The sequence below is a fragment of the Streptomyces sp. 130 genome, from assembly GCF_007096885.1.
Taxonomy (GTDB): domain Bacteria; phylum Actinomycetota; class Actinomycetes; order Streptomycetales; family Streptomycetaceae; genus Streptomyces.
This window is the reverse complement of record NZ_VJNO01000008.1, coordinates 131,079-156,822: the sequence shown is the minus strand read 5'-3', so window position 1 is coordinate 156,822 and position 25,744 is coordinate 131,079. Positions and strand designations below refer to the sequence as shown.

General features: G+C 72.6%; 26 protein-coding genes. 16 read left to right on the top strand and 10 right to left on the bottom strand.

The annotated features are described in order from the left end of the window. Positions 1 to 179 precede the first annotated feature (179 nt). The 3 genes from FKN01_RS10040 (at position 180) to hutH (ending at position 3,895) form a co-directional block, all read left to right on the top strand. Positions 180 to 992: an enoyl-CoA hydratase/isomerase family protein gene (locus FKN01_RS10040; protein WP_143618681.1), complete on the top strand. Its 813-nt coding sequence runs from the start codon at positions 180 to 182 to the stop codon at positions 990 to 992. Between the two features lie 85 nt (positions 993 to 1,077). Then, positions 1,078 to 2,259 carry a GGDEF domain-containing protein gene (locus FKN01_RS10035; protein ID WP_143618679.1) on the top strand — a complete coding sequence of 394 codons (1,182 nt, stop codon included), beginning with the start codon at positions 1,078 to 1,080 and terminating at the stop codon, positions 2,257 to 2,259. A gap of 88 nt (positions 2,260 to 2,347) precedes the next feature. Then, entirely contained in the window at positions 2,348 to 3,895 is a 1,548-nt protein-coding gene (gene hutH, locus FKN01_RS10030; protein ID WP_143618808.1) for a histidine ammonia-lyase, read from the top strand. A 4-nt stretch (positions 3,896 to 3,899) separates the two neighbouring features. Here the strand turns inward: hutH and FKN01_RS10025 are convergent, their stop codons facing one another. Continuing rightward, the gene (locus FKN01_RS10025) at positions 3,900 to 4,190 is read right to left on the bottom strand and encodes a hypothetical protein (protein WP_143618677.1); all 291 of its coding nucleotides are present in this window, start codon (positions 4,188 to 4,190) and stop codon (positions 3,900 to 3,902) included. Positions 4,191 to 4,602: 412 nt separating this feature from the next. Between FKN01_RS10025 and FKN01_RS10020 the strand changes: the two genes are divergently transcribed. From FKN01_RS10020 to gdhA, 5 genes are all read left to right on the top strand, one after another. Next, the gene (locus tag FKN01_RS10020; RefSeq protein ID WP_143618675.1) at positions 4,603 to 5,868 is read left to right on the top strand and encodes an Ig-like domain-containing protein; all 1,266 of its coding nucleotides are present in this window, start codon (positions 4,603 to 4,605) and stop codon (positions 5,866 to 5,868) included. Positions 5,869 to 6,010: 142 nt separating this feature from the next. After that, positions 6,011 to 7,480, top strand: a complete 1,470-nt coding sequence (locus FKN01_RS10015; protein WP_143618673.1) for an ABC transporter permease — start codon at positions 6,011 to 6,013, stop codon at positions 7,478 to 7,480. Positions 7,481 to 7,515: 35 nt separating this feature from the next. After that, positions 7,516 to 8,199, top strand: coding sequence for an ABC transporter ATP-binding protein (locus tag FKN01_RS10010; protein ID WP_143618671.1), 684 nt, complete (start codon positions 7,516 to 7,518; stop codon positions 8,197 to 8,199). Between the two features lie 87 nt (positions 8,200 to 8,286). Next, positions 8,287 to 8,646, top strand: a complete 360-nt coding sequence (locus FKN01_RS10005; RefSeq protein ID WP_143618669.1) for a DUF1330 domain-containing protein — start codon at positions 8,287 to 8,289, stop codon at positions 8,644 to 8,646. A 349-nt stretch (positions 8,647 to 8,995) separates the two neighbouring features. Continuing rightward, the gene (gdhA, locus tag FKN01_RS10000; protein ID WP_143618667.1) at positions 8,996 to 10,375 is read left to right on the top strand and encodes an NADP-specific glutamate dehydrogenase; all 1,380 of its coding nucleotides are present in this window, start codon (positions 8,996 to 8,998) and stop codon (positions 10,373 to 10,375) included. Positions 10,376 to 10,436: 61 nt separating this feature from the next. On the opposite strand, the gene msrA is transcribed toward gdhA, so the two are convergent. Next, positions 10,437 to 11,102: a peptide-methionine (S)-S-oxide reductase MsrA gene (msrA, locus tag FKN01_RS09995; RefSeq protein ID WP_143618665.1), complete on the bottom strand. Its 666-nt coding sequence runs from the start codon at positions 11,100 to 11,102 to the stop codon at positions 10,437 to 10,439. Positions 11,103 to 11,175: 73 nt separating this feature from the next. Further along, positions 11,176 to 12,282 (bottom strand): hypothetical protein, encoded by a 1,107-nt coding sequence (locus FKN01_RS09990; RefSeq protein WP_143618663.1) that lies wholly within the window; start codon positions 12,280 to 12,282, stop codon positions 11,176 to 11,178. A gap of 65 nt (positions 12,283 to 12,347) precedes the next feature. Between FKN01_RS09990 and FKN01_RS09985 the strand changes: the two genes are divergently transcribed. After that, complete coding sequence (locus tag FKN01_RS09985) at positions 12,348 to 13,493, top strand: cystathionine gamma-synthase (protein ID WP_143618661.1); 1,146 nt, start codon at positions 12,348 to 12,350, stop codon at positions 13,491 to 13,493. A gap of 460 nt (positions 13,494 to 13,953) precedes the next feature. Here FKN01_RS09985 and FKN01_RS09980 read toward each other — a convergent pair whose 3' ends face one another. The 3 genes from FKN01_RS09980 to FKN01_RS09970 are packed head-to-tail and all read right to left on the bottom strand — an operon-like array spanning position 13,954 to position 15,281. After that, positions 13,954 to 14,202, bottom strand: a complete 249-nt coding sequence (locus FKN01_RS09980) for a hypothetical protein (protein WP_143618659.1) — start codon at positions 14,200 to 14,202, stop codon at positions 13,954 to 13,956. Next, complete coding sequence (locus tag FKN01_RS09975) at positions 14,199 to 14,693, bottom strand: sigma factor-like helix-turn-helix DNA-binding protein (RefSeq protein ID WP_143618657.1); 495 nt, start codon at positions 14,691 to 14,693, stop codon at positions 14,199 to 14,201. Before FKN01_RS09975 ends, FKN01_RS09980 begins: the two co-directional genes overlap by 4 nt. A 57-nt stretch (positions 14,694 to 14,750) precedes the next feature. Continuing rightward, complete coding sequence (locus tag FKN01_RS09970) at positions 14,751 to 15,281, bottom strand: MarR family winged helix-turn-helix transcriptional regulator (RefSeq protein ID WP_143618655.1); 531 nt, start codon at positions 15,279 to 15,281, stop codon at positions 14,751 to 14,753. Between the two features lie 156 nt (positions 15,282 to 15,437). Between FKN01_RS09970 and ilvA the strand changes: the two genes are divergently transcribed. The 3 genes from ilvA to FKN01_RS09955 all read left to right on the top strand — a co-directional run bounded on the left by ilvA (position 15,438) and on the right by FKN01_RS09955 (position 18,625). Further along, positions 15,438 to 16,667 (top strand): threonine ammonia-lyase, encoded by a 1,230-nt coding sequence (ilvA, locus tag FKN01_RS09965; RefSeq protein ID WP_143618653.1) that lies wholly within the window; start codon positions 15,438 to 15,440, stop codon positions 16,665 to 16,667. 102 nt (positions 16,668 to 16,769) lie between these two features. Then, the gene (locus FKN01_RS09960) at positions 16,770 to 17,762 is read left to right on the top strand and encodes an ATP-binding cassette domain-containing protein (protein ID WP_143618651.1); all 993 of its coding nucleotides are present in this window, start codon (positions 16,770 to 16,772) and stop codon (positions 17,760 to 17,762) included. Beyond that, a complete protein-coding gene (locus tag FKN01_RS09955; protein ID WP_143618649.1) occupies positions 17,759 to 18,625 on the top strand; it encodes an ABC transporter permease in 867 nt (288 codons plus the stop codon). Before FKN01_RS09960 ends, FKN01_RS09955 begins: the two co-directional genes overlap by 4 nt. A gap of 99 nt (positions 18,626 to 18,724) precedes the next feature. Here FKN01_RS09955 and greA read toward each other — a convergent pair whose 3' ends face one another. Next, entirely contained in the window at positions 18,725 to 19,222 is a 498-nt protein-coding gene (gene greA / locus FKN01_RS09950) for a transcription elongation factor GreA (RefSeq protein WP_143618647.1), read from the bottom strand. A 183-nt stretch (positions 19,223 to 19,405) separates the two neighbouring features. Continuing rightward, entirely contained in the window at positions 19,406 to 19,822 is a 417-nt protein-coding gene (locus FKN01_RS09945) for a DUF4307 domain-containing protein (RefSeq protein WP_143618645.1), read from the bottom strand. A 152-nt stretch (positions 19,823 to 19,974) separates the two neighbouring features. Here FKN01_RS09945 and mca point away from each other — a divergent pair, with 152 nt between their 5' ends. After that, positions 19,975 to 20,856: a mycothiol conjugate amidase Mca gene (gene mca / locus FKN01_RS09940; protein WP_143618643.1), complete on the top strand. Its 882-nt coding sequence runs from the start codon at positions 19,975 to 19,977 to the stop codon at positions 20,854 to 20,856. 1 nt (position 20,857) lies between these two features. Next, on the top strand, positions 20,858 to 21,091 hold the full coding sequence (locus FKN01_RS09935) for a hypothetical protein (RefSeq protein WP_143618641.1): 234 nt from the start codon (positions 20,858 to 20,860) through the stop codon (positions 21,089 to 21,091). A 45-nt stretch (positions 21,092 to 21,136) separates the two neighbouring features. Here FKN01_RS09935 and FKN01_RS09930 read toward each other — a convergent pair whose 3' ends face one another. Both FKN01_RS09930 and FKN01_RS09925 read right to left on the bottom strand, forming a co-directional pair. After that, positions 21,137 to 24,316, bottom strand: a complete 3,180-nt coding sequence (locus FKN01_RS09930) for a tetratricopeptide repeat protein (protein WP_143618639.1) — start codon at positions 24,314 to 24,316, stop codon at positions 21,137 to 21,139. A gap of 348 nt (positions 24,317 to 24,664) precedes the next feature. Continuing rightward, positions 24,665 to 25,087 (bottom strand): hypothetical protein, encoded by a 423-nt coding sequence (locus tag FKN01_RS09925; protein ID WP_143618636.1) that lies wholly within the window; start codon positions 25,085 to 25,087, stop codon positions 24,665 to 24,667. A 115-nt stretch (positions 25,088 to 25,202) separates the two neighbouring features. Between FKN01_RS09925 and FKN01_RS09920 the strand changes: the two genes are divergently transcribed. Further along, positions 25,203 to 25,601, top strand: coding sequence for a hypothetical protein (locus tag FKN01_RS09920; RefSeq protein ID WP_143618634.1), 399 nt, complete (start codon positions 25,203 to 25,205; stop codon positions 25,599 to 25,601). After that, positions 25,573 to 25,698: a nucleotide-binding domain-containing protein gene (locus FKN01_RS33700; protein ID WP_398931720.1), complete on the top strand. Its 126-nt coding sequence runs from the start codon at positions 25,573 to 25,575 to the stop codon at positions 25,696 to 25,698. The genes FKN01_RS09920 and FKN01_RS33700 overlap by 29 nt, the downstream gene beginning before the upstream one ends. Positions 25,699 to 25,744 lie beyond the last annotated feature (46 nt).

Genomic DNA, 25,744 nt, shown 5'->3' with positions numbered 1-25,744 from the left:
CCTGTTCTCGGACTGCTGCGTCGGGCTGGCGTGTCCCGCGACCGATCTGTCCCGGGCTGCTGCGTCGGACTGACGTGTCTCGGACCGACCTGTCTCGGGCCGACCTGTTTCGGACACCCTTTCGGGGGAGAGCTCTAAGATCCGTCGGGTAACGCTCGTTAACCGACAGGGGTGCAGCCATGACCGTCACGTCCGAGCAGCGGTTCGGGGAGTTCGTCGCCGTCCGGGCCCACGCGGGGCTCGATCACGTCGCCGAGCTGGTTCTCGACCGGCCGAAGGCCATGAACGCGGTGTCCACGGACATGGCCCGCTCGATCGCCGCCGCCTGCGACGCGCTCGCCGCCGACCGGGACGTACGCGTCACCGTCCTCACCTCCAGCCACGAGCGGGCGTTCTGCGTGGGCGCGGACCTCAAGGAGCGCAACTCCTTCAGCGACGCCGACCTGGTGCGCCAGCGGCCCACCGCGCGCGCCGCCTACACCGGTGTGCTGGAGCTGCCGATGCCGACGATCGCCGCCGTGCACGGATTCGCCCTGGGCGGCGGTTTCGAGCTGGCCCTGTCCTGCGACCTGATCGTCGCCGACCCGACCGCCCTGGTGGGCCTGCCCGAGGTCTCCGTCGGCGTCATCCCGGGCGGCGGCGGCACCCAGCTCCTGCCCCGCCGGGTCGGGGCCGCGCGCGCCGCGGAGCTGATCTTCAGCGCCCGCCGGGTGCCGGGCCCCGAGGCGCGCGAGCTCGGTCTGGTGGACGAGCTGGTGGCGGAGGGCGAGGACCGGGCCGAGGCGCTGGCCCTGGCCGGCCGGATCGCCGCGAACTCGCCGGTCGGGCTGCGGGCGGCCAAGCGGGCGCTGCGCCTCGGGCACGGGCTCGACCTGCGGGCGGGCCTGGAGGTCGAGGACTCCGCGTGGCGGTCGGTGGCCTTCTCCGGCGACCGGGCGGAGGGCGTGGCCGCGTTCAACGAGAAGCGGAAGGCGAACTGGCCGGGGGAGTGACCCTGGGTGCCCGTTCACGGGCGAAGTGATCACGCTCCGGAGTCGCCGAGTGATCACGGCGTCCATATCGCCCTAAACTGGCGCAATGGGTGGTGACGACGCACGACTGCGCGCCGTGGTCTCGCTGGCGCAGACGATGGCCGCGGCGCAGACGCCCCGGGGGTGCTGGCGAGCCGCCGCCCTGGGGGCCTGCGAGGCGCTGGGCGGCGGCTTCGCCGCGCTCTCGGTCTGGGAGCGCGACCGGGGCCGGCTGAGGGTCCTGGTCAACGCGGGTGAGCGGGCCGAGGGTGAGGAGGAGTTCCCCGAGGAGGAGGTCTATCCGGTCCACCGGTTCCCGGAGATCACCGAGTTCCTGCACGAGCGGTGGGCCGGCGGCGGTGAGCCGGACGCCTGGGTGGAGACCGCCGAGGGCCCGGTGGAGGGGGAGCCGGGCGGGGAGGCGGCGAGCGGTGCGCACGGGTACGGGCCCGGCTACTGCCACCAGCGGGTCGCGGCGCTGCGCCGGCGCGGGCGGGGGTGCTGCGTGGTCGCGCCGATCGTGCTGCACGGGCGGGCCTGGGGCGAGCTGTATGTGGCGCGGCCGGTGGGCGCACCGGTCTTCGGCCGGGCGGACGCCGACTTCGCGACGGTGCTGGCGGCCGTGGTGGCCGCCGGGCTCGCCCAGACCGAGCGCCTGGAGGAGGTCCGCAAGCTGGCCTTCACGGACCCGCTGACCGGCCTCGCCAACCGCAGGGCCGTCGACGTGCGGCTGGACGAGGCGCTGGAGCGGCACCGGGCGGACGGCGCGGTGGTCAGCCTGGTCGTCTGCGACCTGAACGGGCTGAAGTGGGTCAACGACACCCATGGCCACGCGGTGGGCGACCGGCTGCTGGAACGTTTCGGCTCGGTGCTGTCGCGGTGCGGGGCGATACTGCCCGGCGCGCTGGCGGCCCGGCTGGGCGGCGACGAGTTCTGCCTGCTGGCGGTGGGCCCGGGGGCGGACGAGGTGGTCACCGTGGCCACCGAGCTGTGCGAGCGGGCGGCCGGGCTGGAGTTCGGCAACGGGGTCGCCTGCGGGATCGCGTCCACCGGTGACGACATCGGCCCGGTGGTCTCGGCCCGGCGGCTGTTCCGGCTGGCGGACGCGGCGCAGTACCGGGCGAAGGCGGCCCGCTCGGCGCGCCCGGTGGTGGCGGGGCGCGACGACGAGGTCATCCGGCTGGCGGACTCCCCGCCGAAGTCCCCGCACGACCGCCGCCGGCTGCGCGGCAACCCGCCCGGCCACTGACCCGTACGGCCGGCGTCCGCGTAAGGGGTCAACCCGCCGACCACTGGTGACATGCAGGGTTTCAATCCGTACGCTGCTGAATATGGATATGCATACAGTCGTGGTGGGGACGTCCGGTACCACCGCTCAGGACGTCATCGCCGTGGCCCGCGGCAACGCCCGTGTCGAGCTCTCCGCCGACGCGGTGGCCGCGCTGGCCGCCGCCCGCGAGATCGTGGACGCGCTCGCCGCGAAGCCCGAGCCGGTCTACGGCGTCTCGACCGGCTTCGGCGCCCTGGCCACCCGCCACATCAGCCCCGAGCTGCGCGCACAGCTCCAGCGCAACATCGTCCGCTCGCACGCCGCCGGCATGGGCCCGCGCGTCGAGCGCGAGGTCGTCCGGGCGCTGATGTTCCTCCGGCTGAAGACGGTCGCCTCCGGCCACACCGGCGTACGCCCCGAGGTCGCGCAGACCATGGCCGACGTGCTGAACGCCGGGATCACCCCGGTCGTCCACGAGTACGGTTCGCTCGGCTGCTCCGGCGACCTGGCACCCCTGTCGCACTGCGCGCTGGCCCTGATGGGCGAGGGCGACGCGGAGGGGCCCGACGGCACCGTCCGCCCGGCCGGCGAACTGCTCGCCGCCCACGGCATCACCCCGGTCGAGCTGCGCGAGAAGGAGGGCCTGGCCCTCCTCAACGGCACCGACGGCATGCTCGGCATGCTGATCATGGCCCTCGCCGATCTGCGGACGCTCTACACCTCGGCCGACATCACCGCCGCCCTCTCGCTGGAGGCCCTGCTCGGCACGGACAAGGTCCTCGCGCCCGAGCTGCACGCCATCCGCCCGCACCCCGGCCAGGGCGCCAGCGCGGACAACATGCTGCGGGTCCTCGCGGGCTCCGGCCTCACCGGTCACCACCAGGACGACGCGCCCCGCGTCCAGGACGCCTACTCGGTGCGGTGCGCGCCGCAGGTCAACGGGGCGGGCCGGGACACCCTCGCGTACGCCGCGACCGTCGCCGACCGCGAGCTGGCCGCCGCCGTGGACAACCCGGTGGTGCTCCCCGGCTGCGGCCGGGTCGAGTCGAACGGCAACTTCCACGGGGCGCCCGTCGCCTACGTCCTGGACTTCCTGGCCATCGCCGCCGCGGACCTGGGCTCGATCACCGAGCGCCGGACCGACCGGCTCCTCGACAAGAACCGCTCGCACGGGCTGCCGCCGTTCCTGGCCGACGACGCGGGGGTGGACTCCGGTCTGATGATCGCCCAGTACACCCAGGCCGCCCTGGTCAGCGAGATGAAGCGGCTCGCCGTCCCGGCCTCCGCCGACTCCATCCCGTCCTCCGCGATGCAGGAGGACCACGTCTCCATGGGCTGGTCGGCCGCGCGCAAGCTGCGTACCGCCGTCGACAACCTCGCCCGGATCGTCGCCGTCGAGCTGTACGCGGCGGCCCGCGCGGTCGAACTGCGCGCCCGGCAGGGGCTGACCCCGGCCCCCGCCACCCGCGCCGTCGTCGAGGCGCTGCGGGCCGCCGGTGTGGAGGGCCCGGGCCCCGACCGCTTCCTGTCGCCGGACCTGGCCGCCGCCGACGCCTTCGTGCGGGCGGGCGGGCTGGTCGCCGCCGTGGAGCCGGTCACCGGCCCGCTGGCCTGAGACCTCAGAGGGCGGGCCGCGGGTCCGCCCGACGGGTCGCATACGTCACAAGGCCGGCCCCCGCGCCCCGGACGGCGACCCCGCCGAGCCCGTCCGGGGCGGGGGCGACGCCCGGCCCCGTCTCGGCGAGTACGCCGGAGTCCGCGTCGTCGCCCGCCGTCGCCGCGGCGCCGGCCGCCGTGCCGGGCGCGGCGCCCGTATCGGCCGTGGCGTCGGCCGACGGGACGAACCACAGGGCGCACAGCAGCGTCCCCGCGGCGGTGGCGGTCAGGAGCGGGCGGCGGGCGATGGCCAAGGAATCGGACCCCCTTGCGACGGCCGGACGTCCGGCTCGTCCCGATGCTAGGGCTGCCGTCCGGATCACGCCAGGGCCCCGCGGAACGCATGGCGGCGGGGCCGTCCGGGAAGGCGTGCACGGCGAGGCGCGCACCGGGCGTCCCGCACAATGGGAGGGAGGCCGACGGCTGCGGCGGCCCGGAGCGACGGGCCCGACCTGCGGAAAAACCGCCCCCGCCGACTCGTGGCGGAGCGGGGCGGGACCGTGCCGCGGACGCGGGAACCACCGCCTCCGGCACGGCGTCGAAGAGTGGTGTTCCCCACACATTCGGCGGACGTGGAACGGGAATTCCGCAGAAGGGGTTCTTGGAACATTGACGGGGTTTCGCCGGTGGACGGCCTCGTTCGGGGTTTTGGGGATTTCGGCAACGATGGAGAAGCGTGTGAAGACGGACAGCAAGCGGCGCAAGGGCCTGATGGCCGCGTCCGCACTGCTCGGCGGCGTACTGGTGCTTTCCGCCTGCGACGACGGCGGCGACAAGGGCGGTCCCAGCCCCGAGAGCTCGAAGTCCCAGGCGGCCGACGTCGACAAGGCGGCGGCCCAGGAGACCTCCGAGGCGCAGATAACGATCGCGCCCAAGAACGGCGCGACCAACGCGAGCATCAACAACGCCGCCAAGGTCACCGTCGCCAAGGGCAAGCTGACCTCCGTCACCATGACCACGGCGGACGGGAAGAGCGTCGCGGGCACCCTCTCCGCCGACGGCACGAGCTGGAAGCCGGACGCCCAGCTGGAGCGCTCGACCACCTACAAGGTCAGCGCCACGGCGAAGGACGCCAAGGGCCGCGAGGCCCACGAGAACTCCTCCTTCACCACGGTCTCGCCCGACAACAGCTTCATCGGGAACTTCACCCCCGAGGACGGCTCCACGGTCGGCGTCGGGATGCCCGTCTCCATCAACTTCAACAAGCCGATCACCGACACCAAGGCCGTCCAGGACGGCATCAAGGTGACGTCCAGCAGCGGTCAGGAGGTCGTCGGCCACTGGTTCAACAACCAGCGCCTCGACCTGCGCCCCGAGAACTACTGGCAGGCCGGCTCGACCGTCACCCTGAAGCTGTCCCTGGACGGCGTCGAGGGAGCGGACGGCGTCTACGGCGTCCAGCAGAAGACGGTCACCTTCAAGGTCGGCCGCGCCCAGGTCTCCACCGTGGACGCCAAGACGCACATGATGACCGTCACCCGGGACGGCAAGACGATCAGGACCATCCCGATCTCCTCGGGCTCGCCCGACAACCCCACGTACAACGGCCAGATGGTGATCTCCGAGAAGTACAAGGAGACCCGGATGAACGGCGCCACCGTCGGCTTCACGGACGACGACGGCAAGGGCGAGTACGACATCAAGGACGTGCCGCACGCCATGCGGCTGTCCACGTCGGGCACCTTCATCCACGGCAATTACTGGGGCAAGGGCATCTTCGGCAAGGTCAACACCAGCCACGGCTGCGTGGGCCTGGAGGACGCCCAGGGCGCCGGCGACCCCAACACGCCCGCCGCCTGGTTCTACAACAACTCCATGATCGGCGACGTCGTCATCGTCAAGAACTCCCCGGACAAGACGATCCAGCCCTCCAACGGCCTCAACGGCTGGAACATGAGCTGGGCCGAATGGACGGCGGGCAGCACCGCCTGACCCGCCGGGCCGAACCCCACCCCGTACGCCGACGGCGGCGGCACCGCGCACCGGTGCCGCCGCCTTCGGCGTACACACTGTTCTCATCCGGCTCTCATGGTGGCCTTAACCCAGCATCACGAGCCGTTCCTAGCCTCGCGCCATGTTCTTCACCTATCTCCGGCGCGAGCTGCGCCGCCGCAGAAAGGCGGCGCTCGTCGTCGCCTCCGGGCTCGCCCTCGGCATTGCGCTGGTCATCGTCGTCAGCTCCGTCTCCTCGGGCATGAGCAAGGCCCAGGACAAGGTCCTCGAATCGCTGTACGGGCTCGGCACCGACATGACCGTCACCAAGGCGGCCGAGGCGCCCGAGTCGGGTACCACCGGCCGCCCGAAGTTCCGGTTCGACGCCAAGGACAACGACGACGACGCGACCCAGAGCACCGACCGGGTCATGGTCCAGGGCTTCCAGACCCTGGCCTCCTCCACGGTCGGCAAGGTCGGCGAGCAGGACGGCGTCGCCGGCGCGGTCGGCGGCCTGAGCCTGTCCGTCATGAAGGTGGACGGGCAGTTCAAGCGCGGCGAGTTCAAGCAGGAGGGCGGTACGGGCCAGGGCGGCGGCGGACGCGGACCCGGCGGCGGCAGCGGCATGCCGCAGGGCGAGGTCAAGGGCGGCGGCGCCTCCTTCGACGTCGACTCCTACACCGTGTACGGAACCGACGTCACCCAGCAGGACCTCGGCCCGCTCACCTCCTCGAAGATCACCTCCGGCCGGACGTTCAAGACGACCGAGACCAACGCGAAGGTCGCCGTGGTCGACTCCGCGTACGCCAAGGAGAAGAGCCTCGCCACCGGCAAGACCGTGACCGTCCACGGGACCGAGTTCAAGATCATCGGCGTGGCGACGGCCGACAGCGGCGACGCCGCCGCCAACCTCTACATCCCGCTCAAGCAGGCCCAGACCCTGTCCGACTCGAAGGACAAGGTCACCACGGTCTACGTGAAGGCCGCGGACTCGCAGCGGATCGACAGCGTCAAGTCGGCCATCCAGAAGAACATCTCCGGCACCACGGTCACCACCTCCGCCGACCTCGCGGACACCGTGTCCGGCTCCCTGTCCACCGCGTCCGACCTGGCCGCCGGCGTCGGCAAGTGGCTGTCCATCGCGGTCCTGGCCGCGGCCTTCCTGGTCGCCGGGCTCCTCACCTCGTCCGCCGTCAGCCGCCGGGTCCGCGAGTTCGGCACGCTGAAGGCCCTCGGCTGGAAGAGCGGCCGGGTCACCCGCCAGGTCGTCGGCGAAGCCCTGGTCAACGGCCTCATCGGCGGCGTGCTCGGCATCGCCGTCGGCCTGGCCGGCGCCTACGCGGTCACCGCCGTCAGCCCCACGCTCACCGCCGAGCTCGGCTCCTCCGGCGGCGGCGCAACGCGCGGCGGAATGATGGGCGGCGGCGGGCCCGGCTTCGGCCGGCAGAGCGCGTCCAAGGCCCTCGACATCGCGCTCACCGCGCCCGTCTCGCTCTCCGTCATCCTGACCGCCGTCGCCCTGGCCGTGGCGGGCGGGCTGATCGCGGGCGCCTTCGGCGGCTGGCGTGCTTCCCGGCTGCGCCCGGCGGACGCGCTGCGCCGCGTCGAGTAGCAGCCCGGACCCCACACCCCGTCAGGAGAACACCCATGTACACGCTTCACGGCGTCACCAAGCAGTACCAGCGCGGCAAGTCCACCGTGCACGCCCTCGCCGGCGTCGACCTCACCATCGAGGACGGCGGCCGGCTCGTCATCCAGGGCCCCACCGGCGGCGGCAAGTCCACCCTGCTCCAGATGCTCGGCGGCCTCGACCGGCCCACCGGCGGCAGCATCGAGCTCGACGGCATGGACCTGGCGAAGCTCAGCGAGGCCAAGCTCACCAAGGTGCGCGCCGAGAACATCGGCTTCGTCTTCCAGAGCTTCAACCTCATCCCGACGCTCACCGCCCAGGAGAACGTCGAGACCGCGCTCGTCCCCCTCGGCGTCAAGGCGTCCGAGCGGCGCAGAAGAGCCGCCGAGGCGCTGGACTCCGTCGGGCTCGGCGAGCGCCTGGGCCATGTGCCCGGCGAGATGTCCGGCGGCCAGCAGCAGCGCGTCGCCATCGCCCGGGCCCTGGTCAAGCGGCCCAAGGTGCTCCTCGCCGACGAGCCCACCGGCAACCTGGACGAGTCCATGCGCGACGAGATCATGGAGGTCCTGGAGACGCTGTGGAAGGAGCACGGGCTCACCTTCGTCATGGTCACCCACGACAGCTCCATCGCCCGCCGCGCCCCGCGCCTGGCCACCATCCGCAAGGGCAAGGTCACCATCACGGAGAACGCCGCGGCCTGACCGCATGACCTCAGGGGTAATCGACGCCCTCCGGCGTCCCCGGCAGCATGGAGCCCATCAGCCGACGGACGAACCGGAGGGCCCGACATGACCGCCTACGCCATCGCACACCTGTACCCCGAAGGCCGCCCCAACGCGGAGGTCATCGACTACATCGAGCGCATCCAGGCGACCCTGGACCCCTACGGCGGCCGTTTCCTGGTCCACAACGCGCCGGTCGAGGTGACCGAGGGCGCGTGGCCCGGCGCGGTGGTCGTCGTCGGGTTCCCCTCCATCGGTGAGGCGCGGGCCTGGTACGCCTCCCCGGCCTACCAGGAGCTGGTGCCGCTGCGGGCCCGGAACATGGCGGGGGACGTGGTGCTCGTGGAGGGCGTCGCCCCGGACTACGACCCGGGGGCGACGGCCGCGGCGCTGCGGGCGGAGGCGGCGGCCACCCCGGTGGCGTAACGCCCGGGTTTCCGCGACCTCACCGCCGAGACGGTGCGGCTGTGAGATTCACCACTTCGGCGGCGGCCCCGGTGAGGCCCCGAACCGGCCAATCGTGCCCGGAAACGGCCTCGTACAAGGCCGTTGGCCCAGGTCCGGGGCATCCGGGCGCCCGATCACCAGGTGGACGCCACGGGCCCGGACGGCGGGCCACTGGGAGAATCGGTACGCCACGACGGTCCTGTCACGCCGCGCTCGCGAGCGGTACACGCGATGTTCCGGCGACACCCTCAATGGGGAGGGGGACCTGGCGCCCCTCGGGATGGGGGCGCCCCCGCGTATGAGCCGACCCATGGAAGGTCTTGATCAGATGCCGGTCACCCCTGACTCCGCCACCTCGCACGCCGCCGAGAACCGCATCATCGAGCCGTTGTACGCCGAGGTGCTGCGCCGCAACCAGGGCGAGAAGGAATTCCACCAGGCCGTCCGGGAGGTCCTGGAGACCCTCGGCCCGGTGCTGGCCAAGCGGCCGGAGTTCGTGGACGCCCGGGTCATCGAGCGCATATGCGAGCCGGAGCGCCAGCTCATCTTCCGGGTGCCGTGGTCGGACGACTCGGGCGACATCCACGTCAACCGCGGCTTCCGCGTCGAGTTCTCCAGCCTGCTCGGCCCCTACAAGGGCGGTCTGCGCTTCCACCCCTCGGTCAACCTCGGCATCGTGAAGTTCCTCGGCTTCGAGCAGATCTTCAAGAACGCCCTCACCGGCATGCCCATCGGCGGCGGCAAGGGCGGTGCGGACTTCGACCCGAAGGGCCGCTCCGACGCCGAGATCATGCGGTTCTGCCAGTCCTTCATGACCGAGCTCCACCGCCACGTCGGCGAGTACACCGACGTCCCCGCCGGTGACATCGGGGTCGGCGGCCGGGAGATCGGCTACCTCTTCGGCCAGTACAAGCGGATCACCAACCGCCACGAGTCCGGCGTCCTCACCGGCAAGGGCCTCGGCTGGGGCGGCGCCCTGGTCCGCACCGAGGCGACCGGCTACGGCTGCGTCATGTTCACCGCCGAGATGCTGCGCAGCCGGGGCGAGTCCCTGGACGGCCAGCGCATCTCCGTCTCCGGCTCCGGCAACGTCGCGATCTACGCCATCGAGAAGGCCCAGCAGCTCGGCGCGACCGTCGTCACCGCCTCCGACTCCGGCGGCTACGTCGTGGACGACAAGGGCATCGACCTCGACCTGCTCAAGGAGATCAAGGAGCGCGGTCGCGGCCGGATCTCCGAGTACGCCGAGCGGCGCGGCGCGCACGTGAAGTACGTCGAGGGCACCGGTGTCTGGAACGTCCCCGTCGACGTGGCCCTGCCCTGCGCCACCCAGAACGAACTGCACGAGGCCGACGCGCTCACCCTCGTCCGCAACGGCGTCAAGGCGGTCGCCGAGGGCGCGAACATGCCCACCACCCCCGAGGCCGTCCGCGTCTTCCAGGACGCCGCGGTGGCCTTCGCCCCCGGCAAGGCGGCCAATGCGGGCGGTGTGGCCACCAGCGCCCTGGAGATGCAGCAGAACGCCTCGCGCGACTCCTGGACCTTCGCCCACACCGAGCAGCGCCTCTCGGAGATCATGCGCCACATCCACGACTCCTGCTACACCACCGCCGAGAAGTACGGCAGCCCCGGCAACTACGTCGTCGGCGCCAACATCGCCGGCTTCGAACTGGTCGCCGACGCGATGCTGGCGCAGGGGCTCATCTGACCCCGCCCACGACGCGCGGAACGGGCCCGGGGACGCTCCCCCGGGCCCGTTCCCGTATCGCTCAGCCCTCCGCCGGGGCCACGCCCACCGGGCAGGAGACGCCCGTGCCGCCGATGCCGCAGTAACCGGCCGGGTTCTTGTCCAGGTACTGCTGGTGCGCCGGTTCGGCCGGGTAGAAGGGGCGGCCGTCGGCCGGGAGGATCTGTGTGGTGATCTCGCCGTGGCCCGAAGCCGTCAGGACCCTCTGATACGCCTCGCGGGACGCCTCGGCTGCCGCCGCCTGCCCGGGGGAGTGGGTGAAGACCGCGGAGCGGTACTGCGTGCCCACGTCGTTGCCCTGGCGGAAGCCCTGGGTCGGGTCGTGGGACTCCCAGAACAGCTTCAGCAGCTCCGCGTACGTGACGGTCTCCGGGTCGTACACGACGCGGACCGTCTCCGTGTGGCCGGTGAGGCCCGAGCAGACCTCCTCGTACGCGGGATTCTCCGTGTAGCCCCCCTGATAGCCGGCGAGCGTCGTCCAGACGCCGTCCGTCTGCCAGAACTTGCGCTCGGCGCCCCAGAAACAGCCCAGCGCGAAGTCCGCGGTCTCCAGACCCTCCGGGTACGGGCCGAGCAGCGGGTTCCCCAGCACCGTGTGGCGGGCCGGGACGGTGAACTCGGGGACGGGACGGCCGCGCAGGGCCTCCTGCGGGGTGGGGAGCTGAGGGGTGCGGCGGTACAGGAACATGCGGGGGCTCCTCCTGGGTCGGACGTGCTGTCCGTACAACGTTCCGGGAACCCCGCGGATTCCTCGCGAGGGCTCAGCGAGGCAGCGACGCCGGGCTGCCGCCGTTCGCCTCGTACCCCGCGACCGCCAGCGCCCGGTACACCGCGTACTCGGCGGCCGGGTCCTCGCTCGCCGTCCACGGCAGCGCGCCCACGTACCCGTCGACGCGCACCAGCTGGTGCACCGCCTCCGCCCAGCGCTCCATCCGCACCAGGAACAGCACCAGCAGGTGCCGCACGTGCGGCAGCATCGGGTCGTCGCCGCGCGCCGCGTGCACCGCGAACATCGCGCCCTCCACGGCCCGGGTCACCACCTGGCTCTCGTAGAAGCCGCGCACCAGATTGACCTCGGGCAGATGCTCGTACACCGCGAACAGCGGCAGCCCGGCCAGCAGCGAGCCCTGCGGGGCGCGGGCGGCGGCGGCCGTCGCGAAGCGGTCGGCCTCCTCGCGCGAGCCGTGCCACCGCTCGCTCCAGAAGTGCAGCGCCGCGATGTGCGCGCCCATGTGCGCGGGCGCCCGGTCGATGATCTTCGCCCACAGCCGGTCGAACTCCTCGCCGGAATAACCCAGTCCGCGCGCGACCGCCAGCTCCACGATGTACGGCACGGGGTCGCCCGGGGCCAGCAGCGCGGCCTCCCCGGTCACCGTACGGGCCTCCTCCAGGATGATCCGGAAGTCGTCCGTACCCGCCGTGGACGAACGCCACGCCTGCTGCACCAGGAACTCCGCGTGCACCGCCGCCGCGCCCGCGTCCTTCGGCGCCTCCGCGCGCCACTTGCGCAGCCACGCCCCGCCGACGCCCGGCTGTCGCAGCAGCTCCAGCGAGGCCGCCCCGGCGAACGCCTGTACCCGCTGCCAGCGCAGCTCACCCTCCTTCGGCGTCCCGGCCAGCAGCTGGGACGCGGCCCGCCACTCCTGCGTGTGCTGCACGACCTCCAGCACGTCCAGCAGGTCCTGGTCGGGCCCCGGCGTCCGGACGTCCAGCTCCTCCTGGCGTACGAAGCCGTAGTCCTGCGGGTCGGCGGCGTCGGGGGAGCCGGGCGCGGCCAGCCGGATGCCGCCGCCGCGCCGGCGCAGCACGTACGGGCCGAGTGCGGCGGTCAGCAGGCACAGCGCGAGCAGGAACCACAGAATCTCCATGCCCCCATTGTCACCGGACGGCCATGTGACCCGTGAGCCCCCTCGTGACGAACTACGCTCGGCCCATGAGCGACCAGCACAGCTTCGAAACCCGCGCGATCCACGCGGGGAACACCGCCGACCCCCTGACCGGCGCCGTGGTCCCGCCCATCTACCAGGTGTCCACGTACAAGCAGGACGGCGTCGGCGGGCTGCGCGGCGGCTACGAGTACAGCCGCAGCGCCAACCCGACCCGCACCGCCCTGGAGGAGAACCTCGCGGCCCTGGAGGGCGGCCGGCGCGGGCTCGCCTTCGCCTCCGGCCTCGCCGCGGAGGACTGCCTGCTCCGTACGCTGCTGACCCCCGGCGACCACGTGGTCATCCCGAACGACGCCTACGGCGGCACGTTCCGGCTGTTCGCGAAGGTGGCCTCGCGCTGGGGGGTGGAGTTCTCCGTGGCCGACACCTCGGACGTGGCGGCGGTGCGGGCGGCGATCACCCCGCGCACCAAGGCGGTCTGGGTGGAGACCCCGTCCAACCCGCTGCTCGGCGTCACCGACATCGCCGCCGTCGCCCAGGTCGCCCGCACCGCCGGGGTCCGCCTCGTCGTGGACAACACCTTCGCGAGCCCCTACCTCCAGCAGCCGCTGGCGCTCGGCGCGGACGTCGTGGTGCACTCCACCACCAAGTACATGGGCGGCCACTCGGACGTCGTCGGCGGCGCGCTGATCGTCGACGACCCGGACCTCGCGGACGAACTGGTCTTCCACCAGAACGCGATGGGCGCGGTGGCCGGCCCGTTCGACGCCTGGCTGGTGCTGCGCGGCATCAAGACGCTCGCCGTCCGCATGGACCGCCACAGCGAGAACGCCACCAAGGTCGCCGAGCTGCTGACCCGGCACCCCAAGGTCACCCAGGTCCTCTACCCGGGCCTGCCCGGGCACCGGGGCCACGAGGTCGCCGCCAAGCAGATGCGGGCCTTCGGCGGCATGGTGTCCTTCCGCGTCGAGGGCGGCGAGGAGGCGGCGGTCGAGGTCTGCAACCGGGCGGAGCTGTTCACCCTGGGCGAGTCCCTGGGCGGCGTCGAATCGCTGCTCGAACACCCCGGCCGCATGACGCACGCCTCGGCGGCCGGCTCCCCGCTGGAGGTCCCGGCCGACCTGGTCCGCCTCTCCGTCGGCATCGAGAACGCGGACGACCTGCTGGCGGACCTGACGCAGGCGCTGGGCTGAGACGCGCGGGGCCGGGTGCCCCGGCTCCCGGGCGTCAGGGTGGGGTCGGGTGCGCCGGCTCCCCGCGCCGGGGCGGGGTCGGGTGAGCCCGGTTCCCCGGCGTCAGGGTGGGGTCGGGTGCGCCGGCTTCCCGCACCGGGGTGGGGTCGGGTGCCCGGTTCCCCGCGCCGGTGCGGGGTCGGTGTGTCCGGCCCCCCCGGCATCGGGATAGGGCCGGTGCGCCCGGCCCCCGGCGTCGGGACAGCGCCGGTGCGCCCGGTTCCCTGCGCCAGGGCGGGGTCGGTGAGCCCGGTTCCCCGCGCCAGGATGGGTCGGGTGTGCCGGCTCCCCGCGCCAGGGCGGGGTCGGTGTGCCCGGTCCCCGGCGTGAGGGTGGGTCGGTGCGCCCGACCCCCGGCGCCAGGGCGGGGCCGGGTGCGCCAAGCCCCCGGGATCAGGACTCGGCCGGCGTGCCGGCCCCCTCACCAGGTTTCCACCGGCGGGGTCGTCCCCGGAGGCTCCTCCCACGGCCGGGCCGTCAGCGCCCACACCGCGAACACCGCCACCGCCGCGACCAGCGCCAGCACCCAGAGCCGGCGCAGCGCCCGTCGGCGCCGCAGCAGCCGGGCCCCCCGCTCCGCCGCCGACGCCGCGAGATCGGCGGGCACCTGCGGATGCGGGCCCTCCAGCATCCGGCGCACCTCGTCCTCGCGGCGCCCGGTGCCGCTCACGGGGCGGCCCCGAGGAGGCGCGCCGGGCCCCGGCGCGCGGTCGGGGTCCTGGTGCCGCGCATCGTGGCCACCGACCGGTTGCAGACCGCGCGCACCCGGTCCTCGGGCAGCCCGAGCAGGGCCGCCGTCTGCTCCTCCGGGACCTCTTCGTACAGCCGCAGCACCAGGACGAGGCGTTCCTGCGGGGTCAGCCGGGACAGCAGGCCGCCGCGCGGCCGGTGGTGGCGCCACGCCTCGCGGGCGAACCGGGCCGCCAGCTCCTGCCGGGTGCGGTCGTACGGGTCCTCGTCCCGCAGCCGCTCCCAGTCGGCGAACGTCCGGGCCAGCGAGGCCGTGAGCAGCCGCCGCGCGTGCGGGCCGGCGCCGGGCCCGTCCGCCGGTTCGGCGGTGAGCAGCGCGGCCGTGTGCAGCAGACGGCCCGCCGCGCCCGCGACGAAGGACTCGAAGTCCTGGGCGCGGCCCCGCAGCGGGCCCGCATGACGCTCTCGCACACGTCAATCCGAACGCGCCGCGGCCCTCAGGTCAACCCCCCGGAAACCACCGGGTGTTCAGTTGGCGGAGGCCGTCTGGTGCGCCGCCTGCCGGGCCGCGAGCGCCGCGTTGAACCGGGTGAGCAGCGCGCAGAAGGTGTGCCGCTCCTCCTCGGTCCACCCGTCCGTCACCTGCGACATCAACTCCCGCCGAGACTCCCGGACCTCGTCCAGCCGGGCCTGGCCGCGCGGCGACAGCTGGAGCACGACCGCCCGGCCGTCCTCCGGGTGCGAGGTCCGCTTCACGAAGCCGGTGTCCACCAGCGGGGCGACCTGCCGGGTCACCGTGGACGAGTCGATCCCCATCCCGGCGGCCAGCGCCTTGACGCCCATCGGCCCCTCCAGGTCCAGCCGGTTCAGCAGCAGATACGCCGCCCGGTCCATGGAGTTGCGGACCTGGCCCACACCCCCGAGGCGGGTTTGCTCGGCCCGGCGGGCGAATACGGCCACCTGATGCTGGAGGGTGTCGAGAACGTGGTCGGGACCCGGGTTTTCCGGGGCAGCGCCCCCGGAAGGAGGCGAGGCAGTCGTCATGTCCTGAGGGGGCATGGCCGGGGGCTCTCTTCGTGCGGTGTCGGATGGGTGGGGGACAGAGTACGCGGCCCCGGGGCAACGCGTACCAGCGCTGCACAAACCTGCGGACATCGGCGCAGGACGGCCCGGCCTGCGGCGGCCGGGGCCCGTGCGAGCTGCGAGACTTGTGGGATGAACTTCCCGTCGCCCGGCAGCTTTCCCTCCGTGATCCTCGACGACGTGCGGGGGGCGCAGAAGATGCTCTCCGGGGTCGCCAAGGTCACCCCGCTCGAAGGAAGCCGCCATCTCTCGGGCCTGGTGGGCGCCCCCGTCCTCTTCAAGTGCGAGAACCTCCAGCGGACCGGCTCGTTCAAACTGCGGGGCGCCTACGTACGCATCTCGGGACTCACCCCGGTCGAACGCGCCGCGGGCGTCGTGGCCGCGAGCGCCGGAAACCATGCGCAGGGTGTCGCCCTCGCGTCTGCGCTCCTCGGCGTACGCTCCACGGTCTTCATGCCCGTCGGGGCACCGCTGCCGAAGGTCGCCGCCACCCGGGAGTACGGGGCCCGGGTGCGGCTGCACGGCACCGTCGTGGACGAGACCCTGGCCGCCGCGCAGGAGTACGCGCGCGAGACCGGCGCGGTGTTCATCCACCCCTTCGACCACGCCGACATCATCGCCGGACAGGGCACGGTCGGCCTGGAGATCCTGGAGCAGTGCCCCGAGGTCCGGACGATCGTCGTCGGCATGGGCGGCGGCGGGCTCGCGGCCGGCATCGCGGTCGCGGTCAAGGCCGTCCGGCCCGACGTGCGCGTCGTCGGTGTGCAGGCGGCCGGTGCCGCGTGCTACCCGCCGTCCCTGGCGGCCGACCGCCCCGTCTCCATCGGCATGCTCCAGACCATGGCGGACGGCATCAAGGTCGGACGCCCCGGCGACGTGCCGTTCGCCCTGGTCAGGGACCTGGTGGACGAGGTGCGTACGGTCTCCGAGGACGAGCTGTCCAGCGCCCTGCTGCTCTGCCTGGAGCGGGCCAAGATGGTGGTCGAACCCGCCGGGGCGAGCCCGGTGGCCGCGCTCCTCAGCGACCCGAAGGCGTTCCACGGCCCGGTGGTGGCGCTGCTCTCCGGCGGCAACGTGGACCCGCTGCTCATGCAGCGCATCCTCACCCACGGCATGGCGGCGGCCGGCCGCTACCTCAGCCTGCGGCTGCGGCTCACCGACCGGCCCGGCGCGCTGGCCGCGATGCTCGGCGTCCTGTCGGTCGCCGACGCCAACGTCCTGGACGTCAGCCATGCCCGTACCGACCCCCGGCTCGGCCTCACCGAGGCGGAGGTGGAGCTCCACCTGGAGACGAAGGGGCCCGAGCACTGCGACGACGTGAAGGCCGCGCTGCGGGACGCGGGGTATCTGGTGATGGGCTGACACGTATGCCCCCACTTGTGTGTTCGTCGGGCATCGGGCCCCCGGCGTCCCTAGGATCTGGACCTCAGAGGTAGCCACTCGAACGCACTGGGGGAATCCCATATGCCAGGCGCCATCTACGCCGAAGGGCTCGTCAAGACCTTCGGTGATGTACGAGCACTCGGCGGCGTCGACCTCGACGTGCCGGAAGGCACCGTGCTCGGACTCCTCGGCCCCAACGGGGCCGGCAAGACGACCGCCGTCCGGGTCCTGACGACGCTGCTCAGGCCGGACAGCGGCAGCGCCTTCGTGGCGGGGATCGACGTCCTGAAGCATCCCAACGAGGTGCGGCGCTCGATCGGGCTCTCCGGCCAGTTCGCCGCCGTCGACGAATACCTGACCGGCCGCGAGAACCTCCGCATGGTCGGCCAGCTCTACCAGATGAGCACACGCGCGGCGAAGGCCCGGGCGGGCGAGCTGCTCGACCGCTTCAACCTGGCCGACGCGGCGGACCGCCCCGCCAAGACCTACTCCGGAGGCATGCGCCGCCGCCTCGACCTGGCAGCGGCGCTCGTCGTCTCGCCGCCGGTCATGTTCATGGACGAGCCGACGACCGGGCTCGACCCGCGCAACCGCCAGCAGCTCTGGGAGGTCATCGAGGAACTGGTCGCCGGCGGCACGACCCTGCTGCTGACCACGCAGTACCTGGAGGAGGCCGACCACCTCGCCCACGACATCTGCGTGATCGACCACGGACGCGTCATCGCACGCGGCACCTCCGACCAGCTCAAGGCCCGCATCGGCGGCGAACGCGTCGAGGTCGTCGTACACGACCCCGAGCAGATCGAGCCGGCCCGCGCCGTCCTCAGCCGGCTCGCCAAGGGGGAGACCGCCGTCCTGCCGAACATGCGCAAGCTGACGGTCCCGGTCGACGGCGGCGCCAAGCTCCTGGCCGAGGTCATCCGCGACCTGGACGCCCAGGGCGTGGAGATCGACGACATCGGACTGCGCCGCCCCACGCTGGACGACGTGTTCATCTCCCTCACCGGCCACGCGGCCGAACAGGAGCAGGAGAAGGACGAGGCGGGAACCCCCGGATCGGAGACGGAGAAATGAGCGCCCTCAGCGACACCGCCCGCGCGGGAGCCCCCCGCCCTGGCGGCGGCATCGGCCAGTCGGTCCGCGACTCACTGGTCATCGGCAAGCGCAACCTCATCCGCATGACCCGGATTCCCGAGATGATCCTGTTCGGGATCATCCAGCCGGTCATGTTCGTGGTCCTCTTCACGTACGTCTTCGGCGGCTCGATCGCCATCCCGGGCGCGGGCGTCAGCGCCGGTGCCTACAAGGAATTCCTGATGGCGGGCATCTTCGCGCAGACCGTGACCTTCGCCACCGCGGGCGCCGGCGCGGGCATCGCGGAGGACATGCACAAGGGCCTCATCGACCGGTTCCGGTCGCTGCCGATGGCGCGGGGCGCGGTGCTGACCGGGCGGACGCTGGCCGACCTGGTGCAGACCGCCGTCACGCTCGTCGTCCTCGCGGGCGTCGCGCTGCTCGTCGGCTGGCGCACCCACGAGAACATCGGCAAGGTCATCGGCGGCTTCGCCCTGCTCCTGCTGCTCGGCTACGCGTTCACCTGGATCGGCGCGCTGATCGGCCTCTCCGTCCGCACCCCGGAGGCGGCCACCTCGGGCGGCCTGATCTGGCTCTTCCCGCTGACGTTCATCTCCAACGCCTTCGTACCGGTCAACGGCATGCCGGCGTTCCTCCAGTACGTCGCCGAGTGGAACCCGTTCAGCGCGACGGTGGCGGCGGCCCGCGAACTGTTCGGCAACACCATCGAGGGCGTCCCGAAGTCGGTGACCGGCGCCTGGCCGATGGAGCACCCCGTCTGGGCTTCGCTGATCTGGTCCGTGCTGATCATCGTGGTCTTCCGGACCCTGGCCGTACGCAAGTACCGCTCGGTCTCCCACTGAGCGGTCCCGGACACGGAAGAACCCGGGACACGGAAGAGCCCGACACGGAAGAGCCCCGGCCGCGCGATGCGGCCGGGGCTCCTCGCCGTGCTCGACGGGTCAGCCGGTGTACGGCTTCGCCGAAAGGATCTTCACCGTGGCGGTCTTGCCGTTCGGCAGCTCGTAGTCGGCGTCGTCACCGGTCTTCTTGCCGTTCACGCCCACGCCGAGCGGCGACTGCGGCGAGTACGTCTCGATGTCCGCGCTCGCGTACTCACGGGAGGCCAGAAGGAAGGTCATGGTGTCGTCCTCGTCGCCGTCGAAGGCGATCGTCACGACCATGCCGGGCTCGACCACGCCGTCGTCGGCCGGCGCCTCGCCGACCTTCGCGTGCTCGAGGAGCTGGGTCAGCTGGCGCACCCGGAGCTCCATCTTGCCCTGCTCCTCCTTGGCCGCGTGGTACCCGCCGTTCTCGCGCAGGTCGCCCTCCTCACGGGCCGCCGCGATCTTGACGGCGATCTCCGTGCGCGCGGGACCAGACAGGTACTCCAGCTCGGCCTTGAGCTGGTTGTACGCCTCCTGCGTGAGCCAGGTGACGTTATCGCTGGTCTGGGTCACAGGGTGCTCCTCGTCGGTACTGGGAATACAAAGCAACGCCCTACCCGCAAGCATGCGCTGCTACGGGTGGGCGAAACCACGAGCCTAACAATTCACCGGGAAAAGGGGGAGAAGGTAAAAGACCCGACCATGGAAACCGCAGGTCAGAGCCGGTTAAATGGGGTTACGACGGGCGCGCTGCGGTCAACTCGACGCCCCGCCGTCCTCCGTGCAGCCCAGCAGCTCGACGGCGGTCGCCCGGGAGGTCGTCCGCAGGGTCAGGATCTTGTCGATCCGGCCGCTGGCGTCATCGAAACGGAAGTCCTTGCGGGCGACCTCCGTGCCGTCCTCGCTCAGCGAGCGGAGGGTGCAGTAGCCCTTGTCGTCCCGGCCCTTGCGGACCTCCAGGTGCACCTCGACGCGGTCGTCCGCGGTGACCTTGAACTTGATCATCTCGGCGCTGAGGCCCTTGCCGCCCACGTAGTCGTAGCCGATCCAGCCGACCACGCCCAGCAGGACGACGCCGAGCACCGCGCCGATGACCTTGAGCCTGCGGTCCGCGCGCTGGTCCGCGGAGCGGCCGTAGCGGTTCTCGGGAAGCGCCTCGCGCACCGCTGTCATGATCGTTCCTCCCGTGCCGGGGATCGAGGAATTTTCCACCCCCCGGTTCGGTCACTATAGAAGTTGCCCACCCGTCACCCGACCGCCGCCCCGAGACCGGCGTCCCTGCGGGACGGCACCACTGATGGCGACCAATGACTGAGGATCGAGTCTTGACTGAGCAGCTTCGACTGATGGCCGTACACGCTCACCCCGACGACGAGTCGAGCAAGGGCGCGGCCACCATGGCCAAGTATGTGTCCGAGGGGGTGGACGTGCTGGTCGTGACCTGCACGGGAGGCGAGCGCGGCTCCATCCTCAACCCGAAACTCCAGGGCGACGCCTACATCGAGGAGAACATCCACGAGGTGCGCCGCAAGGAGATGGACGAGGCGCGGGAGATCCTGGGCGTCAAGCAGGAGTGGCTCGGCTTCGTCGACTCCGGCCTGCCCGAGGGCGACCCGCTGCCGCCGCTCCCCGAGGGCTGCTTCGCCCTGGAGGACGAGACCGTCGCGGCCGGCCGCCTCGTCGCGAAGATCCGCGCGTTCCGGCCGCAGGTCATCACCACGTACGACGAGAACGGGGGCTACCCGCACCCCGACCACATCATGACCCACACCATCTCGATGATCGCCTTCGAGGGCGCGGCGGACACCGAGAAGTTCCCCGAGGCGGAGTTCGGCCCGGCCTGGACCCCGCAGAAGCTCTACTACAACCAGGGCTTCAACCGGCAGCGCACGGTCGCCCTGCACGAGGCGCTGCTGGCGCGCGGCATGGAGTCGCCGTACGGGGAGTGGCTGGAGCGCTGGAAGGAGTTCGGGCGCCCCGAGCGCACCCTGACCACGCACATCCCGTGCGCGGACTTCTTCGAGATCCGCGACAAGGCGCTGATCGCGCACGCCACGCAGATCGACCCGGACGGCGGCTGGTTCCGCGTCCCGATGGACGTCCAGCAGGAGGTCTGGCCGACCGAGGAGTACGAGCTGGCGAAGTCTCTGGTCGATACCTCCCTCCCCGAGAGCGACCTCTTCGCGGGCATCCGCGACAATGCCTGATATGTACGCGACTCAGGCACTGACGAACCTCGTCCCGCTCGCCGAGGAACTCGACAAGAACAAGGTGACCCCCGGGGTCCTCGGCTTCATCGTCTTCGCGGCGCTCGCCGTGGGCGTGTGGGCGCTCATGAAGTCGATGAACCGGCACATGGGGCGGGTGAACTTCGAGGAGTCGGCCGAGCCGGCGTCAAAGGAGACGGCCGAGCCGGTGTCCGGGTCCGCGAAGCGGAAGTAGGACGGGCGGGGCGCCCGGCCGCGCCCCGCCCGTCGCCGGCCGGGGTCAGACGCTCACGCCCATGATCTCCCGGGTCCGCCGCGACGGGACCAGGTCCAGCGACCACGCCTGCCAGCCCGTTTCCAGGTCCGCGCCCCGGTCCAGGACCACCCGGTAGGTGTCCGCGCAGTGGTCCAGCTCGGGGTCCCTGGCCGGGTGGCCGGCCGCGCGGAGCTCGGCCAGCTCCTGCTGGGCGACGACCGTGCCCACCTCGGCGCCGCCCGGCGAGGCGTACGGCAGCAGCGTGCAGCGCAGGAAGCGCGCCCAGTCCGCGCCGCGCGCGTCCCCGTACGACTCGAACAGGGCGACCGCCTCGTCGCACAGCCCGAGGGCCTGGGGCGTCCGCTGGTTGCCCGCGTCGACCAGCGCGAGGTCCAGGCAGGCCCACGCCTCGCCGTGCGCGACCCCGATGCGCCGGAAGTCCGCCCGCGCGTCCGCCAGCAGCTGGCGGGCGAAGCCGGAATTGCGCAGGTTGCCCGTCTGCGCGGCCCGCTGGTCGCGGGTGACGCGCCCCGAGTGGTGCCGGGCGCACGCCAGACCGTAGACATCGCGCATCCGCGAGAACATCGTCCGGGCCCGCTCCAGCTGCCGCACGGCTTCCACCGTGTCGCCGGTCTCCTCCAGCGCCTGGCCCAGGTGGTACAGGGTCCACGCCTCGCCGCGCGCGTCCTCGTTGTCGCGGTGGCGGGCCAGGGCGGCGGTCAGCCGCTCGACGGCCGCGCCCGGTTCGCCGGCCAGCAGCCGGGCCCGGGCCAGCTGGGTCGTCGCCCACGCCACCCCGCGCTCGTCCCGGGTCCGCCCGTACAGATCGAGGGCGGCGCGCAGCGCGGTCTCCGCCCCCTCCGCGTCGCCCAGGCGCAGCCGGACCTGGCCCAGCTGGAAGCGGGTCCACGCCTCCCCGTGCAGCGACTCGCCCTCGCGGTGCAGGGTGAGCGCGGTGTCCAGCAGGGCGACCGCTTCGGCCAGGCCGCCCCGGTCGCGTTCGACGGCGGCCAGCGCGTGCAGCGACCAGGCCCGGTCCGCGTCCTGCCCGGCGGCGAGCTGGAGCCCCATCGCCTCGCGGAGCCGGGCCGCCGCCTCGGTCAGATTGCCCTGGTGGTGCAGCGTGATGCCGAGGGAGCACAGCGCCAGCGCCGTACCGGCGTCGTTCTGCGCCTCCCGGTACAGGCCGACGACGGAGGACAGCGTGGTGCGGGCCCTGTCCAGCTCACCGAGCTGCCGGGCGGCGATGCCCGTACGCCACCGCACCGACCGTTCCAGCAGCCCCTGGTCGACCGCCTGCGTCAGCTCGCTTATCTCGCCCAGCCGGTAGAGGTCGCCGCGCAGCAGGCAGTAGTCGCACAGCGCGCCGAGCAGCGCGAGCACCGCCGCCTGGTCGACGCCCTCCGCGTGGCGCAGGGCCGAGGTGATGAAGCTCGACTCGTCGTCCAGCCAGCGCAGGGCCGCGTCCAGCGAGCTGAAGCCGTGCGAGCCGAACTGGCCGGCCCGGGTCGACATCTTGCCGTCCACCATCCGGATCACCGCACCGGCCAGCTCCGCGTAGTTCGCGATCAGCCGTTCCTGCGCGGCGGCGCGCTCGGCCGGCTCCTCCTCGTCCAGCAGCCGGGCCAGGGCGAAGCCGCGCACCAGGTCGTGCAGCCGGTAGCGGGAGCCGCGTACGTGGTCGAGCAGCCCGGCCCCGGACAGGGCCGTCAGCAGCCGGCCGGCCTCCTGCTCGTCGGACGCGAGCAGCGCCGCGGCCGCCGCCGCGCCCAGGCTCGCCCGGCCGGCCAGCGCGAGGCGCCGCAGCAGTCGCCTGGCCTGCTCGGACTGGTCGGTGTACCGCAGCCACAGGGCGCGCTCCACGGGCGGCACCGGACCGTACGCGGCGAGGTCGGCCGCCAGCACGTCCGCCGTACGCGCCCCGAGCGCGGAACCGGCGACGCGCAGGGCCAGCGGCAGCCCGCCGCACAGCTCGGTGATCGCCTCGCTCGCCGGATAGTCGTACGGACCCGGCTCGGCCTCCTGCGAGATCCCGCGCAGCAGCTCCTCCGCGCCGCCCGGCCCGAGGGCCCCGACCTCCAGCCGGTGCACCCAGGCGGGCAGGGAGTCCGGCAGGTCCAGCGGCTCGCCGGCGGTGACCAGGACCAGGCTGTCGGAGCGCTCCGGGATCAGCGCGGCCACCTGCTCGGCGTCCCGGGCGTCGTCCAGGACGATCGTCACCGCCGTGCCCGTCAGATGCTGGTGGTACAGCTCGCCGAGCCGGCGCACCTGCTGCTCGGCGGACGCGCTGTCCCGGAACAGCAGCTGCTCGCGGGGCGCGCCCAGCCGGTTCAGCAGATGCAGCAGCGCGTCCCGGGTCGGCAGCGGCGCCTCGCCCTCCGCCGCACCGCGCAGGTCCACCACGCACGCGCCCTTGAACTGGTCCTTCAGCTCGTGCGCCGCCCGCACGGCGAGCGTGGTGCGCCCGGAGCCCGGCGGGCCGTGCAGCACGACGACGGTCGGCTTCGTCTCGGTCGACGCGCGGGCCGCGTGCACCCACTGCCCGATACGGGCCAGCTCGCCCCGCCGCCCCGCGAACACCCCCTCGGCGGCCGGGAGATGGCCGAACGACTGCTCCAGCAGCGACCGCCGCCGCGCCGCCGCGCTGCGGTCCCCGCCACGCCACGGGGTGCGCGCCTTGGCCGCGGCCTTCTTCGCCGGGGCGCGGGTGGTGGCGGCGAGCATCCGCTGCTGGTCGAGGAACGGGCGTATGCCCCGTACATCGAGGGCGGCCAGCCACTGGAGCCGCAACTGATCCGGACGGGCCCCCGCCCGGTCGGCCGGCCGGTGCGACGCGGTGGCCTTGGCGACCGTCGCGGTCGCCCCCGCCACGGCCACGACCGCCCCAGCGCCGAGCGCGAGGCCGGACGCCGTGCCGAACGCCACGTCGGCGCCGAAGGCCGCGGCGGCGGCGACCCCGGTGACCAGCAGCGGCGTCGCCATGCTCTCCCGGTTGAAGCGCTGCCCGCCCGCCGAGGCGTCGAGCGCCCGTACATACGCCGCGTACTCCTCCGCCGCGCCCTCCGCGATGGTGTCGAGGGCGGCCCGCGCCCGGGTCAGCAGAACGGACGGATCGGTCCGCCCGCCGCTGCGTCGTGCTTCCTCCTCCACGGCCCGCACCAACAGCCGCTCCGCGTCGGCCCGGTGACCGTCCCGCATCCGCATCCGTCGTCCCCCTCCGGCTCCGGTGGTCGCGAGATACCAGTGTCCTTGGTGCGGCCCGCCCACGCGAGGGAGAGGCCCGGCCCGTCGGCCGTGAACGCCGTTGGGATGCTGTCGGGTTGAGCCGGAGGGACCGTCTCGGCGGCCCTGATCACGCCGATGATCGCTGACGGCGGCGAACCGCGGACCCAGCGGTCGACGGGGCTCACCCGCCTCTGTGATCACGCGCTTCCCGCAGAGCTTCGACGAGTCGTCACGGTCGGCGTTCAGAACGATCCGTCCCGTTCACCGCTCTGGCGAGGGCGTCCCGGGCGGCGATCACGTAGACACGCCGGCGGGCCCGGGTCGCACCTACGCCGAACGGCCTGACCGCCCTTCAGGACACCGCCGCAGGCCACCGCCTCGGACGGCCATGACGGCGCAGAGGAGGGTGAAGGCGATGCACGCGTAGACCAGCGGGTTCACGAACGCCGGGACGAAGCTGTAGGTGCGTCCCCCGTCCCAGTGGCAGGTGGCGGTCAGCGGGAAGGAGCCCTGTTCGAACCAGTCGGCGTTCCGGGGCGGGCGGACGGCTTCGTGGCCGCAGCCCTTGGCGAAGTCGACCGAGCTCACGAAGAGGAGTCCGGCCGCGTAGACGACGATCGAGCCCCCTGCGGAGATCAGGAGGCCGGCGGCCCAGCGGCTTCCTCGGCGCCAGAGGCCCACTCCCCGTCCGACGAGTACGACCGGTGCGACGAGGGCCACCAGGATCACGATGGCGATGAAGTTCAGCATTGGTGTCTCCCTGCCGGGCCGTTACGCGCTCTCGAGTGCCGCCCGTGAGACGAGCACGTCCGCGTAACCGTGGCAGAACTCGGTGAGCTTGTCGCTCGGAACCGCGCCGGGTGGCATGGCGGACACGGTGCCCGATGTCTTCTCGCGGCAACACTTACCAGTCGATGGCGACGAAGAAGAACCGCTGCGCGCGGATCAACCGGCGCGAGGTGACTCGCCTGGTGAAGTGCTGCGGGATTCCAAGGACACCTTCCGCATTCCCCCGGTGATCCCGACCGCCTTGCTCGGTGAACGGGTCCAGGTCTACGACACTGCCCGCAGACAAGAGCGTCGAGCTCCGGCAGGAACTCTTCGGCGACGGGTTCAGGGCACCGACATGACGGCAGCGGCCTCCATCGCCAAGGCGGGGCAGCTGGTCTCGACGGAGGCGGTCCCCCCTGCCACTGGTGCCAATGACTTAACACCCCAGGCAGTTCTGACCTGGGGTGTTTCCGGAAAGCACTGGCGTGCATGAGCGCACCAGGTATCGGGGGCGGCATTACGTGGAGGTATGGATCGTCAAGGACGGCAGGGTCGTCGCCAGTGATCACCACGACGTAGTGATCCGCTGACGACGCCACGCCATCAGGGTGACGGGCATGAAGCGGGGGTGGCTCC

Bases quoted from the DNA above. Each gene is read 5' to 3' on its own strand.
- FKN01_RS10040 (WP_143618681.1), top strand. From the start codon at position 180: ATGACCGTCACGTCCGAGCAGCGGTTCGGGGAGTTCGTCGCCGTCCGG.
- FKN01_RS10035 (WP_143618679.1), top strand. From the start codon at position 1,078: ATGGGTGGTGACGACGCACGACTGCGCGCCGTGGTCTCGCTGGCGCAG.
- hutH (WP_143618808.1), top strand. From the start codon at position 2,348: ATGCATACAGTCGTGGTGGGGACGTCCGGTACCACCGCTCAGGACGTC.
- FKN01_RS10020 (WP_143618675.1), top strand. From the start codon at position 4,603: ATGGAGAAGCGTGTGAAGACGGACAGCAAGCGGCGCAAGGGCCTGATG.
- FKN01_RS10015 (WP_143618673.1), top strand. From the start codon at position 6,011: ATGTTCTTCACCTATCTCCGGCGCGAGCTGCGCCGCCGCAGAAAGGCG.
- FKN01_RS10010 (WP_143618671.1), top strand. From the start codon at position 7,516: ATGTACACGCTTCACGGCGTCACCAAGCAGTACCAGCGCGGCAAGTCC.
- FKN01_RS10005 (WP_143618669.1), top strand. From the start codon at position 8,287: ATGACCGCCTACGCCATCGCACACCTGTACCCCGAAGGCCGCCCCAAC.
- gdhA (WP_143618667.1), top strand. From the start codon at position 8,996: ATGCCGGTCACCCCTGACTCCGCCACCTCGCACGCCGCCGAGAACCGC.
- msrA (WP_143618665.1), bottom strand. From the start codon at position 11,102: ATGTTCCTGTACCGCCGCACCCCTCAGCTCCCCACCCCGCAGGAGGCC.
- FKN01_RS09990 (WP_143618663.1), bottom strand. From the start codon at position 12,282: ATGGAGATTCTGTGGTTCCTGCTCGCGCTGTGCCTGCTGACCGCCGCA.
- FKN01_RS09985 (WP_143618661.1), top strand. From the start codon at position 12,348: ATGAGCGACCAGCACAGCTTCGAAACCCGCGCGATCCACGCGGGGAAC.
- FKN01_RS09970 (WP_143618655.1), bottom strand. From the start codon at position 15,281: ATGCCCCCTCAGGACATGACGACTGCCTCGCCTCCTTCCGGGGGCGCT.
- ilvA (WP_143618653.1), top strand. From the start codon at position 15,438: ATGAACTTCCCGTCGCCCGGCAGCTTTCCCTCCGTGATCCTCGACGAC.
- FKN01_RS09960 (WP_143618651.1), top strand. From the start codon at position 16,770: ATGCCAGGCGCCATCTACGCCGAAGGGCTCGTCAAGACCTTCGGTGAT.
- FKN01_RS09955 (WP_143618649.1), top strand. From the start codon at position 17,759: ATGAGCGCCCTCAGCGACACCGCCCGCGCGGGAGCCCCCCGCCCTGGC.
- FKN01_RS09945 (WP_143618645.1), bottom strand. From the start codon at position 19,822: ATGACAGCGGTGCGCGAGGCGCTTCCCGAGAACCGCTACGGCCGCTCC.
- FKN01_RS09935 (WP_143618641.1), top strand. From the start codon at position 20,858: ATGTACGCGACTCAGGCACTGACGAACCTCGTCCCGCTCGCCGAGGAA.
- FKN01_RS09930 (WP_143618639.1), bottom strand. From the start codon at position 24,316: ATGCGGATGCGGGACGGTCACCGGGCCGACGCGGAGCGGCTGTTGGTG.
- FKN01_RS09925 (WP_143618636.1), bottom strand. From the start codon at position 25,087: ATGCTGAACTTCATCGCCATCGTGATCCTGGTGGCCCTCGTCGCACCG.
- FKN01_RS09920 (WP_143618634.1), top strand. From the start codon at position 25,203: ATGGCGGACACGGTGCCCGATGTCTTCTCGCGGCAACACTTACCAGTC.